General features: G+C 55.0%; 19 protein-coding genes. 10 read left to right on the plus strand and 9 right to left on the minus strand.

The window, feature by feature from the left end; genetic code table 11:
• Window positions 1–25: 25 nt before the first annotated feature.
• Entirely contained in the window at window positions 26–622 is a 597-nt protein-coding gene (betI, locus tag ACLRGG_RS17550; RefSeq protein ID WP_416250975.1) for a transcriptional regulator BetI, read from the minus strand.
• Between the two features lie 675 nt (window positions 623–1,297).
• On the opposite strand from betI, the gene dtpA reads away from it, so the two are divergent.
• Window positions 1,298–2,779 carry a dipeptide/tripeptide permease DtpA gene (gene dtpA, locus ACLRGG_RS17555; protein WP_416250976.1) on the plus strand — a complete coding sequence of 494 codons (1,482 nt, stop codon included), beginning with the start codon at window positions 1,298–1,300 and terminating at the stop codon, window positions 2,777–2,779.
• 169 nt (window positions 2,780–2,948) lie between these two features.
• On the opposite strand, the gene pdxY is transcribed toward dtpA, so the two are convergent.
• The 5 genes from pdxY to anmK form a co-directional block, all read right to left on the minus strand.
• Window positions 2,949–3,836 carry a pyridoxal kinase PdxY gene (gene pdxY / locus ACLRGG_RS17560; protein ID WP_416250977.1) on the minus strand — a complete coding sequence of 296 codons (888 nt, stop codon included), beginning with the start codon at window positions 3,834–3,836 and terminating at the stop codon, window positions 2,949–2,951.
• 63 nt (window positions 3,837–3,899) lie between these two features.
• Window positions 3,900–5,174 carry a tyrosine--tRNA ligase gene (tyrS, locus tag ACLRGG_RS17565; RefSeq protein WP_416250978.1) on the minus strand — a complete coding sequence of 425 codons (1,275 nt, stop codon included), beginning with the start codon at window positions 5,172–5,174 and terminating at the stop codon, window positions 3,900–3,902.
• A gap of 134 nt (window positions 5,175–5,308) precedes the next feature.
• Window positions 5,309–5,962: a pyridoxamine 5'-phosphate oxidase gene (gene pdxH, locus ACLRGG_RS17570; protein ID WP_416250979.1), complete on the minus strand. Its 654-nt coding sequence runs from the start codon at window positions 5,960–5,962 to the stop codon at window positions 5,309–5,311.
• 62 nt (window positions 5,963–6,024) lie between these two features.
• Window positions 6,025–6,321: an MliC family protein gene (locus tag ACLRGG_RS17575; protein ID WP_416251068.1), complete on the minus strand. Its 297-nt coding sequence runs from the start codon at window positions 6,319–6,321 to the stop codon at window positions 6,025–6,027.
• A 67-nt stretch (window positions 6,322–6,388) separates the two neighbouring features.
• Window positions 6,389–7,504: an anhydro-N-acetylmuramic acid kinase gene (gene anmK / locus ACLRGG_RS17580; RefSeq protein ID WP_416250980.1), complete on the minus strand. Its 1,116-nt coding sequence runs from the start codon at window positions 7,502–7,504 to the stop codon at window positions 6,389–6,391.
• Between the two features lie 286 nt (window positions 7,505–7,790).
• On the opposite strand from anmK, the gene slyB reads away from it, so the two are divergent.
• Complete coding sequence (gene slyB / locus ACLRGG_RS17585; protein ID WP_416250981.1) at window positions 7,791–8,258, plus strand: outer membrane lipoprotein SlyB; 468 nt, start codon at window positions 7,791–7,793, stop codon at window positions 8,256–8,258.
• Window positions 8,259–8,291: 33 nt separating this feature from the next.
• On the opposite strand, the gene slyA is transcribed toward slyB, so the two are convergent.
• A complete protein-coding gene (slyA, locus tag ACLRGG_RS17590) occupies window positions 8,292–8,735 on the minus strand; it encodes a transcriptional regulator SlyA (RefSeq protein ID WP_416250982.1) in 444 nt (147 codons plus the stop codon).
• Between the two features lie 136 nt (window positions 8,736–8,871).
• Here slyA and ACLRGG_RS17595 point away from each other — a divergent pair, with 136 nt between their 5' ends.
• Genes ACLRGG_RS17595 through ACLRGG_RS17605 form a run of 3 tightly spaced genes read left to right on the plus strand, consistent with a single transcriptional unit; the run spans window position 8,872 to window position 11,988 of the window.
• On the plus strand, window positions 8,872–9,108 hold the full coding sequence (locus ACLRGG_RS17595; protein WP_416250983.1) for a DUF1656 domain-containing protein: 237 nt from the start codon (window positions 8,872–8,874) through the stop codon (window positions 9,106–9,108).
• 4 nt (window positions 9,109–9,112) lie between these two features.
• Window positions 9,113–9,970 carry an efflux RND transporter periplasmic adaptor subunit gene (locus ACLRGG_RS17600; protein ID WP_416250984.1) on the plus strand — a complete coding sequence of 286 codons (858 nt, stop codon included), beginning with the start codon at window positions 9,113–9,115 and terminating at the stop codon, window positions 9,968–9,970.
• The gene (locus tag ACLRGG_RS17605; RefSeq protein ID WP_416250985.1) at window positions 9,967–11,988 is read left to right on the plus strand and encodes an FUSC family protein; all 2,022 of its coding nucleotides are present in this window, start codon (window positions 9,967–9,969) and stop codon (window positions 11,986–11,988) included. Before ACLRGG_RS17600 ends, ACLRGG_RS17605 begins: the two co-directional genes overlap by 4 nt.
• 69 nt (window positions 11,989–12,057) lie before the next feature.
• Here ACLRGG_RS17605 and ACLRGG_RS17610 read toward each other — a convergent pair whose 3' ends face one another.
• Window positions 12,058–12,297, minus strand: coding sequence for a DUF1289 domain-containing protein (locus ACLRGG_RS17610; protein WP_416250986.1), 240 nt, complete (start codon window positions 12,295–12,297; stop codon window positions 12,058–12,060).
• 232 nt (window positions 12,298–12,529) lie between these two features.
• Between ACLRGG_RS17610 and eptA the strand changes: the two genes are divergently transcribed.
• The 5 genes from eptA (at window position 12,530) to rnt (ending at window position 17,262) form a co-directional block, all read left to right on the plus strand.
• On the plus strand, window positions 12,530–14,161 hold the full coding sequence (gene eptA, locus ACLRGG_RS17615; RefSeq protein WP_416250987.1) for a phosphoethanolamine transferase EptA: 1,632 nt from the start codon (window positions 12,530–12,532) through the stop codon (window positions 14,159–14,161).
• Between the two features lie 98 nt (window positions 14,162–14,259).
• A complete protein-coding gene (locus ACLRGG_RS17620) occupies window positions 14,260–14,850 on the plus strand; it encodes a TetR/AcrR family transcriptional regulator (RefSeq protein ID WP_416250988.1) in 591 nt (196 codons plus the stop codon).
• Window positions 14,851–14,892: 42 nt separating this feature from the next.
• Complete coding sequence (locus tag ACLRGG_RS17625; protein WP_416250989.1) at window positions 14,893–15,996, plus strand: alkene reductase; 1,104 nt, start codon at window positions 14,893–14,895, stop codon at window positions 15,994–15,996.
• A gap of 103 nt (window positions 15,997–16,099) precedes the next feature.
• The gene (gloA, locus tag ACLRGG_RS17630) at window positions 16,100–16,507 is read left to right on the plus strand and encodes a lactoylglutathione lyase (RefSeq protein ID WP_416250990.1); all 408 of its coding nucleotides are present in this window, start codon (window positions 16,100–16,102) and stop codon (window positions 16,505–16,507) included.
• 104 nt (window positions 16,508–16,611) lie between these two features.
• Complete coding sequence (gene rnt, locus ACLRGG_RS17635) at window positions 16,612–17,262, plus strand: ribonuclease T (protein ID WP_416250991.1); 651 nt, start codon at window positions 16,612–16,614, stop codon at window positions 17,260–17,262.
• Window positions 17,263–17,308: 46 nt separating this feature from the next.
• Here rnt and ACLRGG_RS17640 read toward each other — a convergent pair whose 3' ends face one another.
• On the minus strand, window positions 17,309–17,647 hold the full coding sequence (locus tag ACLRGG_RS17640; protein ID WP_067703596.1) for a Grx4 family monothiol glutaredoxin: 339 nt from the start codon (window positions 17,645–17,647) through the stop codon (window positions 17,309–17,311).
• Window positions 17,648–17,899 lie beyond the last annotated feature (252 nt).

Raw genomic sequence — 17,899 nt, forward strand, 5'->3', positions numbered from 1 at the left:
TCTGCCATACCTCCTCCTTAGGGGGTTAGTCTGCCGGGCGGTTAAGCCACAGCGCGAGATTGTGATAACAAAGCGCACGGGCTTTCTCGATGCCCTGCGTCATTGGCTGTGGCGCAAGCGTCATGCGAAGCCACAGCCCATCTATTAGTGCTGCCATGCTGGCCCCTGCATCGCGGGCCTGCTGGAGCGGCAATACCCGGGCAAACTGCGCCGTCAGGTTGGAAAACAGCCGCCGATCGTTAATGCGCTGCAAACGTTGCAGATCCGGCTGATGCAGGCTGTTCGTCCAGAACGCCAGCCAGGTCTTCAGCACCGGCGCAGTGACCTGGGAAACATCGAAGTTACCGTCAATGATTGCCCGGATTTGCGCCTCGGGCTGCTGTCCGGCCTGGCGCCTGTGCGTTTCCACCGCCAGATAAAGTTCGTAAAGTATCCGCCGCATACAGGCATCCAGCAGACCGTTTTTGTCACCAAAGTAGTGACTGACAATCCCCGTCGACACGCCGGCTTCTTTGGCAATCAGAGCCAGACTGGCATCGGCCAGCCCTACCCGGTCAATTACCGTCAGCGTGGCATGGATCAGCTGTGCCTGACGAATCGCTTTCATTCCAACTTTTGGCATGGCTTGATTAGTTTCAACGATTGAATAGAGGTAATTGTAGCGTTTTTATATTGAACGTTCAATCAATAAAAACGCCGCGATCGCATATTTATTCCCCTGACGGATATATGCAACACAACTCAGGGTTAAAAGCGATGGCTCAGACATCGCGAAAATGTCGGCCCCTCAGTGAACCCTTATCCGACCCTTAGCTGCGGGTAAGGTGAGTTATTTTGATAATATTATTAACGTACATTTAAGTGATCTACATCATAAATTACAGGCCACAGGTCAGCCCAACTCTGCATTTGTAGTGATTTTTGCTACTTATATCCGGTTAAATTTCATTTTGCAGAATTTTATATTGGTTAATATTTATCCCATACTATATTAATCTGCCGAAAACAAACAGAAGGGTGTGCTGAACAACAGGTAAACTATCGTCTCATTTAAGCAAATCATACTAATACTCCGTTTTATAACGATATATAACCCCAAAATGTACGGTTTGAACCCCATTCTTATTCCAGGTCACACTCCACAAACAACAGATGAAAAAAGACTTGCCTGAGGCCTGATGATCGGCGAAATTAACCGCCGCTTTTCCCATCTTATAACCATGCGGCGAATGCCCACTTAACTCTGACGGCGACTTAATTTTCCGGTCGAATCAGGATTTGAAATCCAGAGGTATCAGTGTCAACTGCAAACAAACATTCAGAGGCAATCAGCCTTAACGCATTCAAGCAACCAGGATCGTTCTACCTGATTTTTTCAATTGAGCTTTGGGAACGTTTTGGTTACTACGGCCTGCAAGGCATTATGGCGGTCTACCTGGTAAAAATGCTGGGTATGTCTGAAGCCGGTTCCATTACGCTATTCTCCTCTTTTAGCGCACTGGTCTACGGCCTGGTCGCCGTTGGCGGCTGGCTGGGTGATAAGGTGCTGGGGACCAAACGCGTTATCGTGCTCGGTACATTGGTTCTGGCGATTGGTTACGCCCTGGTGGCCTGGTCAGGGCACGATGTATCGATGGTATATATCGGTATGGCGACCATCGCCGTGGGTAATGGCCTGTTCAAAGCGAACCCCTCGTCCCTGCTCTCAACCTGCTATGAGAAGGACGACCCGCGCCTTGATGGCGCGTTCACCATGTATTATATGGCGATCAATATTGGTTCGTTTTTCTCCATGCTGGCTACTCCCTGGCTGGCGGCGCAGTACGGCTGGAGCGTGGCCTTTTCTCTGTCGTTCGTTGGAATGCTGATCACGCTGGTCAACTTTATGCTGTGCCGGAAATGGGTGAAGCACTATGGTTCTAAACCCGACTTCGCCCCCCTGCATATTGGTAAGCTGCTGGCCACGCTGATTGGTATCGCGGTGTTGATCACAATAGCAACCTGGCTGCTGCATAATCAGGATATTGCCCGCGGCGTGCTGGCCGTCATTGCAATTGGTATCCTGCTGGTGTTCGCAAAAGAGACGTTCGCGCTGAAAGGGGCGGCCCGCCGCAAAATGATTGTGGCCTTTCTGATGATGATCGAGGCGATCGTCTTTTTTGTCCTTTATATGCAGATGCCGACCTCGCTGAACTTCTTTGCCATTCGCAACGTGGAACACAGCATTCTTGGCTTCGCCTTCCAGCCCGAGCAGTTTCAGGCACTTAATCCGTTCTGGATAATGCTGTTCAGTCCGCTGTTAGCCGCGCTCTACAATAAGCTGGGCGATCGTATGCCGATGCCGCATAAGTTTGCCTTCGGCATGCTGCTGTGCTCTGCGGCCTTTCTGGTGCTGCCGCTGGGAGCGAAATTTGCCAGCGATCTGGGTATTGTCCCGGTCAGCTGGTTAATTCTCAGCTACGCCCTGCAAAGCATAGGGGAACTGATGATCTCGGGTCTGGGTCTGGCCATGGTCGCGCAGCTGGTGCCTCAGCGCCTGATGGGCTTCATTATGGGTTCCTGGTTCCTGACCACGGCGGGTGCCGCGATGGTCGCCGGTAAAGTAGCCAACCTGATGGCGGTGCCGGGCGATATTACCGATGCCCATCAGTCACTACAGGTTTACGCGCATGTATTTATGCAAATCGGGATTGTGACCGGCGTTATCGCGGTGTTGATGATGCTGATTGCGCCGAAGCTGAATCGCATGACGCAGGGCGTGGAGTCAGAGGTGAGATAAACGCGCCGCTGACGGCTAAGAGAAGGGCGATAGCTTCCGTTATGCGCTCTTCCCTCTTTAAGGGCGATACCGGGTATCGCCCTTTTTTGTGTCTGGCTGGCAGAGTGCAAGTGCTGCCGGAGTTTCACCCCTTTGAAAGCGGCCAGAGTGTTACCGCTCACAAGCGCTGTCAGCGTTTTACTGCATCGAAAAGGTGCGGGAGTCTGACCGCCTCGAAAAGCTGCTGCGGATGGGCAATGCCCTCCTGCGCCGCCACCAGCTGAAGCTCGTATTCGCCCATTTCGTGGGTTTTCAGCATCACCGCATAGACCGCGGCAGTGACATGCTCCAGCGCTTCCCGCAGCGGCCTGCCGTGCAGCAGGTCCACCAGCAGCAGACCACTGGTCAGATCGCCAACGCCGACCGGCTGACGTACGCCAAAATCCACCAGCGGACGGCTGATATGCCAGGCTTCGTTAGCCGTCACCAGCAGCATTTCAAAACGATCGCTGCGCAGACCCGCGCGCGCCAGATGCTTAACCAGCACCACTTTTGGCCCTTTAGCGATAAGCTCGCGTGCGCTGGCGACTGCCTGCTCCAGGTTAGCGACGCTGTTTCCACTGAGCATTTCCAGCTCCAGCAGATTGGGCGCGATAATATCGCTGGCAGGCAGTGAAGAGTGCGTATGAAATTCAGCCACGCCGGGGGCCACAATGCAGCCTTTCTCGGGATGCCCCATCACGGGATCGCAGAAGTACCAGGCGTCAGGATTAGCCGCTTTCACCTGGCGAACGATGTCGAGGATCTCTTCCCCCTGCTCTGCCGAGCCGAGATAGCCGCTCAGCACGGCATCACAGGTTTTCAGGCGATCGATTTCGGCGATACCCTTCACGATATCGGTCAGATGGGTGTCAGGCATTACCATGCCGGTCCAGTGTCCATACTGAGTATGGTTAGAGAACTGGACCGTATTAAGAGGCCAAACGTTTGCGCCCATACGACGCATAGGGAATTCAGAGGCGCTATTGCCCGCATGGCCGAATACGGTGTGCGACTGAACCGAAAGAATATTTTTCATAGCAAAATCCAGACAACCTTACCAAAAATAAAGGCCGGTCAGAAAGACCGGCCAGGGCGCGTTTTATTTCCAGACAATCAGACTGTAATTCTTCTTGCCGCGGCGCAGCAGGGTAAACCTGCCGAAGAGGCGATCCTGTTCGACAAAAGCGTACTCTGCGCTGAGCTGGATCTCTCCGTTGATGCTGACCGCTTTTGAGTCAATCAGCTTGCGGGCCTGACCGCGAGACGGGGCAAGTTCACCGTCCACCATCGCCTGTTGTAGATCCTGACCGCGCTCAAGGGAGATAATCGGCATGCCGTCCTGCGCCAGCTGCTCAAAATCGGCTTCGGTCATATCACTCAGCGCACCGGAGAAAAGACTCGTAGTGATGCGCTGTGCGGCCGCCAGGCCTTCCTCGCCGTGCACCAGTCGGGTGACCTTTTCCGCTAACACATACTGCGCACGCGGCGCTTTACCGCTCGCTTTATCTTCCTGCTCCAGCGCATTGATCTCTTCAATACTCATAAAGGTGAAGAATTTCAGGAAGCGATAAGCATCGGCATCGGCAGTATTGATCCAGAACTGGTAAAACTTGTACGGGCTGGTTTTCTTCGCGTCAAGCCAGACGGCGCCACCTTCGGTTTTACCGAATTTGGTACCGTCCGCCTTAGTGATAAGCGGTACGGTCAGGCCAAATACCTGGTTCTGATGCAAACGACGCGTGAGGTCGATGCCTGAGGTGATATTCCCCCACTGATCGGATCCGCCAATTTGCAGCGCCACGCCGTAACGCTCATTCAGGCAGGCGAAGTCGTAGCCCTGCAGCAGGTTATAGGAGAACTCGGTAAAGGAGATCCCTTGGTCGTCACGGTTCAGACGCTGCTTAACAGCCTCTTTATTGATCATCTGATTGACCGAAAAGTGCTTGCCGATATCGCGCAGAAAGGTCAGCACGTTCATGCTGCCAAACCAGTCATAGTTGTTCGCCGCGATCGCGCTGTTCTCGCCGCAGTCGAAGTCAAGAAAGGGCGCTACCTGATGACGGATTTTATCAACCCATTCATTCACGGTTTCGGCCGTATTCAGTTTACGTTCGTCAGCCTTGAAGCTGGGATCGCCAATCATCCCGGTCGCTCCACCCACCAGCGCAACCGGGCGGTGGCCGGCGTCCTGAAAGCGCTTCAGGCAGAGCAGCGGCACCAGATGGCCCAAATGCAAGCTGTCTGCGGTGGGATCAAAGCCGCAATAGAGTGCGACTGGCCCCTGCGCCAGACGTTCCGCTAACGCCTCTTCATCCGTTACCTGGGCAACCAGGCCCCGCTCTTGCAATTGTTTAATCAGGTTACTGCTGTCCATCTGAGGCTCCATGTAGAAACATCGGTACCTTAACCGGTACACCGCTTTCCGCTGACGTGCGGAGAAAATTAAGGCCTATAGAATAAAGCGCTGAGGCACTCTGTGCCAGCGCTTAACGGGATTATTTCGTCGCTTCAGGGCGCCAGCCGGTCGATTTTCCAGCCCGCTCCGTCCCGCTGGTAGAAAAAGCGATCGTGCAGGCGATGTTCGCCCCCCTGCCAGAACTCCATTGAGTTAATGGTGATGCGATATCCGCCCCAAAAGCTGGGGAGCGGGATCTCGCCCTGCTGAAACTTCTGCTTCAGCTCCAGGAACTTGCCTTCCAGTACGCCGCGCGCGGAGATGCGGCTCGACTGTTTCGAGACCCACGCACCAATCTGGCTTTCGCGCGGGCGGCTATGGAAGTATTTCATCACCTCCAGCATCGACAGCTGTTCTACGCTGCCGAGCACCATGACCTGGCGCTCCAGCATATGCCAGGGAAACAGCAGGCTGATACGCGGATTTTGCGCCAGCTGGTGCGCCTTGCGGCTCCCCAGATTGGTATAGAACACCATACCCTGCGCATCCACGTGCTTAAGCAGCACAATACGCTGATACGGCTGCCCCTGCTCGTCCACCGTTGCCACGCTCATGGCCGTTGGATCGGGCAGACCGGCCTCAACGGCCTGGTTAAGCCACTGCTCAAACAGGGTCAGCGGATCGGCTGGCAAATCCTTACGACGCAGACCACCGCGGGTGTATTCGCGGCGCAGATGGGAAATTTGCTGAAGATTATCTTTATTCATCGCTCAGGCTCGGGTGGCAGGAAAAGGAGCAGGTGCGCTTTCTCCTGCTCAATGTTAATAGATTAACTGCCGGACAGGCGGCAATCGTTGATAATAGGTTTGTCGTTGCGTTCGATAAACGCCTCGTCCCCTTTCGACCAGAAGGTATAGGTGCCATCGCTGTAGCGCGCACCGGAGGCCGACACCTCCTGTTTAAGCGTGACCGGATTGCCATCCAGTATCAGGTTCACTTCTTCCCGCGCATTGTCCAGCACCACCGTTAGCGGCAGGGTTCCGCAGGTATAGTGCAGTGTTTTCTGCTCGTCCGGCCGACTATAAAACATGCTACAGCCCGACAGCAGGACCAGAGTACAGCCCATAAGCCAGTTTTTCACAGGATCTCCTTCTATTTTATCTGTCCAGGCCCGGCTGGAAGGCGGGGCACGGTTATTCGTTTCGGCTGGCCGGGAAAATCGCGCCAATGACCGACGCAGCGCGCGCGCCGGTTACCGAAGGCAGATTGCCTGGCTGGCCGGAAAGCGTACGATAAGCCAGCCAGGCAAAGGCCAGCGCCTCCATATCATCTCCGGGGATCCCCTCTTCGTCGGTAGACATAACCTGCGTCCCGGCCAGATGTACCGCCAGTCGGGTCATAAGCAGCTGATTACGGCTGCCGCCGCCGCAGACCATCAGTCGTTCACAGCCGCCACTGAGCATCACCTGCTCCGCGATGGACAGCGCCGTCACTTCGGCCAGCGTAGCCTGTACATCCTGTGGACGAATGCCCGGGAAAGCGGCGATATGTCGCTCAATCCAGCCCAGATTAAAATACTCTCTGCCGGTTGATTTTGGCGCGGGCAGGGAGAACCACGGATCGCTCATCATCTGCTGTAGCAGCGGTAAGACCACGCAGCCGCCACTCCCCCAGGCGCCATCTTTATCATAACCCACCCCGCGATGACGCCAAATCCAGGCATCAAGCAGCATATTGCCGGGACCGGTATCATAGCCGCCTACGGCTTTCCCGGGGATCAGTAATGAGAGATTGGCGATGCCGCCAATATTCAGTACCATTCGGCGTTCGCCAGGATGCATCAGCACGGCCTGGTGAAAGGCGGGTACCAGCGGTGCGCCCTGCCCGCCCAGCGCCATGTCACGTCGGCGAAAATCCCCTACGACTGTAACCCCCGTTGCGGCCACGATCTGGTTATTATCGCCGATTTGTAGCGTGTTTGGCGCATCGCCCAGAGGCTCATGCCAGACGGTTTGTCCATGGCAACCAATGGCAGTAATATCCTCTTTTTCCAGCCCCTCACGTTTCATCAGTGCATTTACGGCTTCGGCAAAGAGACGGCCGAGTCGGGTGTCAAGCTGACCAAGTTGTGAAAGAGTGAGCGCCTGGCCCTGACATATCGCCAAAACCTGCTGGCGCAAATCCGCCGGAAAGGGGTGGCAGTAGCTGGCCTGGTGCGCCACCATCTGCTTGTCAATGGCCGCCAGTACTACATCAACGCCATCCAGGCTGGTACCGGACATGACACCGATATATCGTCCTGACTTCATCTTTTCTGGCCTTACCCACGGTGGGTTAATGGAGAATCATGGATACAGACTCGCAAAAATAGCCCGGCAATTCTATGATTAACTGTGCGATTTTGTGTAAGCCTGCGAGGCAGGCGTCTGTTTTAGTCTTCTGCGTTTGATTGATTTCTGGTTTAATTTGCCTGCGCTACGCTCACAGGCAGTTTTTTTTTCAGAAATAGCAACCGAGCGTAGCTTGTGCAATATAATAATGTTATCGATTGCTGCCCAGTGGGTGCGGCAGATAAATAAGAATGGAGTTTTAACGATGATAAAGCGTTTATTAATCGTGGCACTGACCGGTGTGACATTAGCAGGATGCACCAATACTGATACGCTGTCCGGTGATGTTTACAGCGCCTCCGAAGCGAAACAGGTTCAAAGCGTGACCTACGGTACGCTGGTGTCCGTAAGACCGGTTCAGATTCAGGGCGGTGATGACAGCAATGTTATTGGTGCTATCGGCGGTGCCGTACTGGGAGGATTCCTCGGAAATACGGTGGGTGGCGGTGCAGGTCGTAGCCTCGCGACCGCAGCGGGTGCCGTTGCGGGTGGCGTAGCCGGTCAGGGCGTTCAGGGGGCGATGAACAAGTCGCAGGGCGTTGAGCTGGAAATTCGCAAAGATGATGGCAACACAATCATTGTTGTGCAGAAGCAGGCAGCGAGCCGCTATGCCGTGGGTCAGCGCGTATCAATGGCGTCAAACGGCAGCCAGATTACCGTCTCCCCTCGTTAAGCACGATATAAAACCGGCAATTGCCGGTTTTTTTTATTCGTCGCGATTTTGCAGTTCAAGTATGTTTTTCTCAAGCCGGGCTATCAGCGTCACCAGCTTTTCAATTTCCTGCGAAGAGATACCGGACAAAATATCATCCCGGGTGGCATCAATCACATTCTCAACCTGAGCAATGATTGGGGCCGCTTCGGTAGTTAACTTAATGCGTTTCGCACGTCGGTCGCTGGCACAGGTCGTACGCGTGATTAAGCCTTTTTCTTCCAGCTGATCGAGCGTCCGTACCAGCGAAGGCTGTTCGATACCAATTGCTTTCGCCAGTTGGATCTGCGACTGCTCGGGTGGAAGCTGATGGATATTGTGCAGCGTAACCCAGTGTGTCTGTGTGAGCTCAAGCGGCTTCAGGCGTTGATCTATCAATGAACGCCATATGCGTACTAATCTTGCGAGATCCGTTCCCAGGGGTGTATCCAATTTCATCTCCTTATAATTAGCTTGCTAGCTATCAAGCTTGATTCTAGACTATTCTGCGAGTTTACAGGACAAATTACAAATTCATCATCGTAACCGTGGTTTCCCGGTTCACCCGTGCGGATCCAGAAGGAAGACTTAATCCGTGAGTAACGTGCTATTTAACCCGACATCGCCCCTGACTGACTTATTGTTCGGCGCCTCTCTCTACTTTCCTCCCCTGTTCAGGGCCGTGCTGCTCGGGTTTTTTATCTGGCTGCTGCTGCATCCCCTCCTGAGGGACTGGATCTATTCGGGAGAAATCTGGCATCCCACTCTTTTAGACCTTTCTCTTTTTATTTTGTGCGTCAGCGGCTCGCAGTGGCTGCTTATCACCTGGTGACACCATGAAATTCGGCACGTTAAAATACTTCTCTACCCTGATCTTTTTTGCCGCCGCCCTCTGCGCTGGCTGGTGGTTGTGGAACTACTATATGCAGTCGCCATGGACCAGAGACGGTAAGGTCCGCGCAGAGCTGGTGAACATTACGCCGCAGGTTTCGGGACGCATTGAACAGCTGTGGGTTAAGGACAATCAGTTTGTCACTCGCGGCACCCGTTTGATGTCACTGGACGATGAGCCTTATCGCATTGCCGTCCTTAACGCCGAAGCGAAGCTTGCAAAGGCGCAGTCCGATCTCTTGAAAGCCCGGCACGAGGCACGTCGCCGCGCCAGTCTGCCGCATAACGTTATCTCCGCTGAAGATCTGGATGCCGTTAACCTGAACGCTCAGGCGATGGCGGCCAGCGCCAACGCGGCTCAGGCGGAGCTGGAGCGGGCAAAATGGAATCTGGCGCAGACGCAGATCCTGGCGCCTGCCGACGGCTGGGTAACCAATCTGACCGTACGTCCCGGCAACTATGCCACCAGCGGTACGCCGGTGTTTGCCATGGTAGACAGCCACTCTTTTTATGTCGTCGGCTACTTCGAAGAAACCAAGCTGCGGCATATTCGCCCCGGCGACAAAGCCTCTATCCGCCTGTACAGCGACGATCGTCCCCTTACGGGCGTGGTTGAAAGCATCGGGCGCGCAATTTATGACCAGAGCGTGGAAACGGACAGCGGGCTGGTAGCCGATATAAAACCTAACGTTCCCTGGGTTCGTCTGGCCCAGCGGGTACCGGTTCGCGTTCGCTTGATCGCTGTTCCAGCCGATTTGCCGCTGGTCGCGGGTACAACCTGTACTCTTTCCATTCAGCCATGAATCTGCGCTGGCTGGAGTGGCAGCAGCTGCCGTGGATAAAAGCCAACGCCGGGCAATGGCGCTATGCGTTGCGAAACAGCCTTGCCATGTGCCTGGCACTCAGCATTGCTTACGGGCTGGATCTGGATGAACCCTACTGGGCAATGACCTCTGCTGCCGTCGTCAGCTTCCCCACGGTAGGCGGTGTCATCAGCAAAAGTCTGGGGCGCATTGTCGGTAGCCTGACAGGCGCGGCGGCCGCGATGCTTATTGCCGGGCATACGCTCAATGAGCCCTGGCTGTTCTCGCTGTCGATTGCCGCCTGGCTGGCCCTCTGCACCTGGATTGCGAATCACTATCAGAACAATGTCGCCTATGCCTTTTCGCTGGCGGGCTATACGGCGGCGATTATTGCCTTTACCACGGTCAACATTACCGATATTACCCAGCTGTGGGTTATCACGCAGGCGCGCGTTTGCGAGGTGATTTCCGGCATTCTCTGCGGGGGGCTGATGATGATGATCCTGCCCAGCACCTCCGATGGCGATACGCTGATCACCTCGCTGAGGCAGATGCATGAGCGGCTACTGGAACACGCCGGTCTTCTGCTGCAACGCGAAACGACCGATAACGTGCGCAGCGCCCATGAGAAGGTGATCGGCCAGATCCTGACGCTTAACCTGCTGCGTATTCAGGCCTTCTGGAGTCATTATCGCTTTCGACGGCAGAACAACGTGCTTAACTATGTTCTGCACCAGCAGCTCCGACTGACCAGCGTAATTTCCAGCCTGCGGCGCATGCTGCTGAACTGGCCGGATGCGCCCTCCGGGCTGTTTAGCGCCCTGCAACAGCTGCTGGACGAGCTGGCAAAGCCAGACTGTGACAAATTTCGCCTGGCGCGCATTCTCCAGTCTGTCGCACCCACCGATCCGGCCGATTATCGCCATCACGCTTTCTGGCGCCGGCTGCGCGACTTCTGCTGGATGTACCAGAACCTCAGCCGCTGGCTGCGACAGTTTGAGCATGCGGATACGGATGTTCGTCTTTCCCCGCCTCCCGTCCCTTCGCTGGCGCGGCACACGGACAGCGCCGAGGCGGGCTGGAGCGCCTTCCGCACCTTTGTGGTGATTATTCTCGGCTGCGCATTTACGCTCGCAACCCAGTGGGAATCGGGCGAGGCGGCCCTGACGCTCGCGGCAATCAGCTGCGTGCTCTACTCCTCCGTAGCCTCGCCCGCCAGCAGCGTCTCGCTACTGCTGAAAACGCTACTGTTGCTGAGCGTGTTCAGCTTTGTGATTAAATTTGGCGTGATGGTACAGATTGATGTGTTGTGGCAGTTTCTGCTGCTGCTTTTCCCTCTGTTGATCACGCTGCAACTCGTTAAGCTCCAGCAAAAACAGCGGGCCGCACTGTGGGGGCAGCTGATTGTGTTTATGGGATCCTTTATCTCCGTGACCAATCCGCCCTCCTGGGATTACCAGCAGTTTATCAATAATAACCTGGCGAAGGTGTGCGGGGTGATGCTGGCATGGCTGGCTTTTCAGATCCTGCGCCCCAGCTCGGATAAGCGACGCAGCCGTCGTCATATTCGCGCGCTGCGCCGCGATTTCCTCGATCAGCTCAGCCGTCGGCCCCGACTCAGCCAGAACCGCTTTGAGTCGCTGATTTACCATCGGGTAAATCAGCTGAGCGCCAGCCGCGACGAAAATGCCCGACTGTGGCTGCTGCGCTGGGGCGTAGTGCTGCTTAACTGCTCACACATTCTCTGGCAGCTCCGGGAGTGGCAAACCGCGTCGGCAGAGTTAAACCGGGAGCGGGAGGCAACGCTCCGGGATTTACAGAGCATTATCAGCGCACGCGGCGTACGTCATCGCTCGCTGGCTGAGACGCTCGCCGGACTGGAGGAGCGCGTTACCACCCTGGCGGCGGAGGGCGGGCGGGAAGAGACGGTGCTGGCGGGGATTATCTGGCGCCTTTACTGCTCACTTTCACAACTACAGCAGGCCCTGCCTGAACAGGCCAGTGGCAACAGCGCATAATCTTATCGGAACCGTTAGCTTCAGCGGCGGCCTGCCCGGGAAGAGTCGCTCCGCGCGAAGTATTCCCGCTCAGAATAACGAAGGTTGTTCAGGCTCGTCGGGTTCGTCACGTTTTCCGGCGCGCTGCGCACGTAAATAGCGCTGACGACAGAGGCGCAGCACTTCACGCTTTTGCGCGTTGCTCATCCGCCCCCAGTTATAGCGTTCGTCGCGGCTGCGCAGGCAGCCAGTGCAATACCCAAGGCGGTCTGCCTGGCAAATACCCCGACAGGGCGAGGGAACGGGAAAGAGTTCCAGCTGTTCTGACACCGTACCTCCTGATGATAAATCTGTCTCAATTGAAGATCGGTTATCGCGGCTACGCAAGCTGCCAGAAAAAATATTCGTAAATCTGATGTTTTTCGCGACCTGACGGGTACAGTCTGCCAGAATGCTACCGCCACTTTTTTATGTCGGGCCTTGTTGTCGCTGGAGATTGGTTAAGGTTTCACTAAGTTTGCAGCGATATTATCCCGGCAGTTTAATTTGTTATCGGATAATCATGAAACTCCTGTCCCGGTTACGTTGTAACGAAAATACCTTTAATGTCTGTGCTGCACTTTTTTTTACCGTCGTGCTTAATGCCCTGTTTATTAGTCATGCCTGGGAAACCATTCCTTATATCACCCTGCATGACTATTTTTTTGCGGCCACGCTGCCGCTGGTGCTGTTTTGCGCCTTTCTGTTTATTTTCAGTCTGATCGCACTGCCCTGGATACGAAAACCGCTGGTGGTGGTGCTGGTGCTGGCCAGCGCGGCGGCCAACTATTTTATATATAGCTTTAGTACCGTCATTGATACCAATATGATCCAGAACGTTTTTGAAACCGACGCTCAGGAGGCAACCGCCCTTTTCACCCTGCGCTATTTGGTGTGGATGGCCGCCTTTGGCCTGCTCCCGGCGGCAATTTTCACCCTGGTGCGTATCAGCACCCGCCGCCCAACCTGGATGAATGCGGTGCATCGCGTGGTCACTGCTCTGGCATCGATTGTTGTTATCCTGCTGGTGGCTGCGCTGTTTTATAAAGACTATGCGTCGCTTATCCGCAATAACAAAGGGCTGGTCAAGATGATTACGCCAGCCAACGTCATTAGCGGCGTCAGCCACTATGCCGATAATCGCTGGTTTGCGGGCGATCAAAAGCTGGTGAGAATCGGCCTGGATGCGCATAAAGGCCCGCTGATTAAGGCGGAGAAAAAGAAAACGCTGGTGATATTTGTCTTAGGCGAGACGGGCCGCGCCGAAGACTTTTCGCTTGGCGGCTATGGCAGGGAGACTAATCCGAAGCTGGCGCATGATAATGTCATCTATTATCCCAATGCCAGCTCCTGCGGCACGGAAACCGCTATATCCGTTCCCTGCATGTTTTCCAATATGCCGCGCGCCCACTATGATGCCAGCCTGGCTCATCATCAGGAGGGCGTACTGGATATTATGGCCCATGCGGGGGTTAACGTTCTGTGGCGCGAAAACGACGGCGGCTGCAAGGGTGCCTGCGACCGCGTACCGCATACCGATATGACGAAATGGAAGGTTAGTGAGCTGTGCCGGAGCAACTTTTGCCTCGACGATGTGCTGCTTCACCGCCTGAATAACTATATCGACAGCGTGAAGGACGATACGGTGATTGTGCTTCATCAGATGGGTAGCCACGGTCCGGCCTACTATCAGCGCTACCCCGCAGAGATGCGCCGGTTTACCCCCACCTGCGACAGCAACCAGATTCAGGACTGCAATCATCAGGCGCTGGTCAATACCTACGACAACTCAATACTTTATACCGATTCCATGCTGGACAGCACTATTACCCTGCTGAAGTCGTGGAGCAGCAAATACAACGTGGCGCTGGTCTACCTCTCCGATCACGGAGAATCGCTTGGCGAGCATGGTATGTATCTGCACGGCACACCCTACGTTTTTGCGCCCAGCCAGCAGACCCACATCCCATTCCTGCTGTGGATGTCTGACGACTATGCCCGCACCTATGACATCAACCAGACCTGCCTGCGGCAGAAAGCAAAGTCTGATGCGGTGTCTCAGGATAATATTTTCCACACGCTGCTGGGGATGATGAATGTGCAGACCGGTGAATATCAGCCAGCGCTGGATATGGTAAAAGCCTGTCAGTCTTAACGTTTGCGCGGGGGCGGATAAATCATTCTCTGCCCCGTCTGCGGATCGGACTTGCAGTCAGGTTTGTAACAGACCGATCGGTCTGTTAAGGTAGAAACATGAAAACGGCCCGACATGACACACGTGAACATATCCTGACCACTGGCGAAGCGCTATGCGTGCAGCGCGGCTTTAACGGTATGGGACTGATTGAGCTGCTGAAAGTGGCTGAGGTGCCAAAAGGGTCGTTTTATTACTATTTCCCCTCGAAAGAGGCCTTTGGCGTGGCCATGCTGGAGCGTTACTTTGCGGCCGGACATGCACACCTGCGCGAGGCGCTTGACGAACAACCGGGCAATCAGCGGCAGTCCGTGCTGGATTATTATTATCATTCCCTGAACCGCAGTCAGGAGAGGGATTTTACCGGCTGTCTGTCAGTGAAGCTTTCTGCCGAGGTGTGCGATCTTTCTGAACCGATGCGTAATGCACTGGATACCGGCTCAAAAGCGCTGATATCTACCCTGGCGGGCGCGCTTGAACGTGCAGTACGTCAGGGCACGCTGTGGCTTGATTATCCTGCCAGAGACTGTGCGCAAAATGTCTTTGCGCTCTGGCTCGGCGCAAGCCTGCAAAGCAAAATTTCCCGCGACAGTGCGCCACTTTTCAGTGCGTGGCAGGAAATGAAAAGAATGCTGCCCGCGCCCACTTAAAAAAAACACCTCAACTAGTCGACCGGTCTACCAGGAGTAATAATGGAACTCAAGAAGCTTTTTACCCCCTTAAAAACCGGCGCGATTACCGTGTCGAACCGCGTATTTATGGCACCGCTGACGCGTCTTCGCAGCATCGAGCCGGGTGATATTCCTACCCCGCTGATGGGCGAGTACTATCGCCAGCGCGCCAGCGCCGGTCTGGTCATCACCGAAGCGACCCAAATCTCCGCTCAGGCAAAAGGCTATGCGGGCGCGCCGGGTTTGCACTCATCTGAACAGATCGCCGCCTGGAAGGATATCAATCAGGGCATCCATCGCCAGGGCGGACACAGCGCCGTTCAGCTGTGGCATACCGGCCGCATCTCTCATCACAGCGTTCAGCCCGGCGACGAGGCACCGGTCTCCTCTTCGGCTATTAATGCCGATACCCGCACCTCGTTACGTGATGAAAAGGGCGCAACCATTCGCGCAGCGACCTCCACGCCACGCGCCCTGACCCTGGATGAAATCCCGGGCATTGTGAATGATTTCCGTCAGGCTGTTATCAACGCCCGGGAAGCCGATTTTGATCTGGTGGAGCTGCACTCTGCCCATGGTTATCTGATCCATCAGTTTCTTTCTCCGGCGTCTAATCAGCGCACGGATGGCTACGGCGGCAGCGTCGAAAACCGCACCCGCTTTGCGCTGGAGGTCGTAGATGCGGCGATTGCGGGCTGGAGCGCCGATCGTATCGGCATCCGCATCTCTCCGCTGGGTCCTTTTAATGGCCTTGATAACGGAGAAGATCAGGAAGAGGCGGCACTGTACTATATTGGCGAACTGGCCAAACGTAAGCTAGCCTACCTGCATATTTCCGAACCTGACTGGGCAGGCGGCAAGCCTTACAGCGAGGCGTTCCGCAAGGCCATCCGCGCCGTCTATCCGGGCGTGATTGTCGGTGCTGGCGCCTATACGGCGGAGAAAGCCGAAACGCTGATTGAACAGGGGCTGATAGACGCGGCTGCTTTTGGCCGCAGCTATATCGCTAATCCCGACCTGGTGGCGCGACTGAAGTCCAGCGCCCCCCTGAACCAGCCCCGCCCGGAGACCTTTTACGGCGGCGGCGCTGAGGGTTATACGGATTACCCTGCGCTCGGGGATTAAAGGCTTTGCCCTCAGGGATGCCTGGATGCCCCCTGGCTGCGAACGCCGCTATACTGAATATTTAATCGTTATCGGATGATAACGCTTACCACAAGAGGATGTTATGCGCTTACTTCACACTATGCTCCGCGTTGGCAATTTGCAGCGTTCAATAGATTTTTACACCAGGCTTCTGGGCATGCGCCTGTTGCGCACCAGCGAAAACAGTGAATACAAATACACGCTGGCTTTTGTGGGCTATGAGGAAGAGAGCGAAGGTGCAGTGCTTGAGCTGACCTGGAACTGGGGCGTTGAAAAATATGACCTCGGCGATGCGTATGGTCACATTGCGCTGGGCGTGGACGACGTGGCCGCCACCTGCGATCGCCTTCGTAAAGCCGGCGGCAGCGTGGTGCGTGAAGCCGGACCGGTAAAGGGCGGCTCAACCATTATTGCTTTTATTGAAGATCCGGACGGATACAAAATCGAGCTGATTGAGAACAAGCACGCCGGCCACGGCCTGGGTAACTAATACCCGCGGGTGCCTTCGGGCACCCACTCCCCCTCTTCCCCTGCTGCATCCCGTACTGAAATTTGCCATAATACGCGCTGCATTTTTTCGCCTGTGAGATCCTGATGTCTGAATCGAACGAACTTAACGCCCTGAGCAGCCGTTTTCGCGGTTTTTATCCGGTCGTCATTGATGTGGAAACCGCCGGGTTTGACGCTAAAACCAATGCGCTACTGGAAGTCGCTGCCGTCACGCTGAAAATGACGGAGGATGGCTGGCTGGAGAAGGACGAGACGCTGCACTTCCACGTTGAGCCGTTTGAAGGATCTGTCCTGATGCCTGAAGCACTGGCTTTTAACGGCATTGACCCTGGCAATCCCCTGCGCGGTGCGGTCAGTGAATATGAGGCACTCCATGCCATTTTTAAAATGGTGCGTAAGGGCATCAAAGAACGGGGCTGCAATCGCGCCATTATGGTGGCCCATAACGCGACCTTCGACCTTAACTTTATGAATGCGGCGGCGGAGCGGTCAGGCCTGAAGCGTAATCCGTTTCATCCTTTCGGCACCTTTGATACCGCTGCGCTAAGCGGGCTGGTGTTGGGACAGACGGTGCTGGCTAAAGCCTGCATTGCTGCCGGTATGCCCTTTGATAGCAGTCAGGCGCACTCCGCGCTGTACGACACCCTGCAAACCGCCGATCTGTTCTGCGAGCTGGTTAACCGCTGGAAGCGACTGGGTGGCTGGCCGCTGCCCATCGCTGACAGCGAGGCATAAAAAAAGCGGGGATCGTCGATCCCCGCTTTTCAAACGCCGCTAAAACTTACTCTGCCGCGTCAGACGGGTATTTTTGCGCCGTCTCTTTAATCAGCTGCAACAGTTCACCGCGCTGATACATCTCGATGATAATATCGCATCCGCCCACCAGCTCACCGTCAATCCACAGCTGTGGAAAGGTCGGCCAGTTAGCGTATTTCGGCAGTTCGGCACGAATATCCGGGTTCTGCAGGATATCAACATAGGCAAAACGTTCGCCACAGGCTGAAAGCGCCTGAACGGCCTGTGCTGAAAAGCCACAGCTTGGCAGTTTTGGAGAACCTTTCATATAAAGCAGGATCGGGTTTTCTGCTATCTGGCGCTCAATTTTTTCAACAGTACTCATAAATGCCTTCCTTAAACGGATACTTCGTGTTTATTTATTGTAGCGACTCTGGCCCCCTGATGAAAACGACATTTTTATCAGGGGGATTTATCCGGGGGATTCTGTGTGGCGAATTACCCGGCAGGGAAACAACAATATAACAGTTGCCTGAGCCTGACGCTGCTGCTGTCCCGGCTTAGCTCGGGTTGATGAGCGCATAACCAGCTGATTATGCTGAAATTGCCAACAATTAATTGTTGTATATCATTGAAA

Origin of the sequence: Erwinia sp. PPS120 (assembly GCF_047918655.1) — a bacterium.
Lineage (GTDB): Bacteria > Pseudomonadota > Gammaproteobacteria > Enterobacterales > Enterobacteriaceae > Erwinia > Erwinia tasmaniensis_A.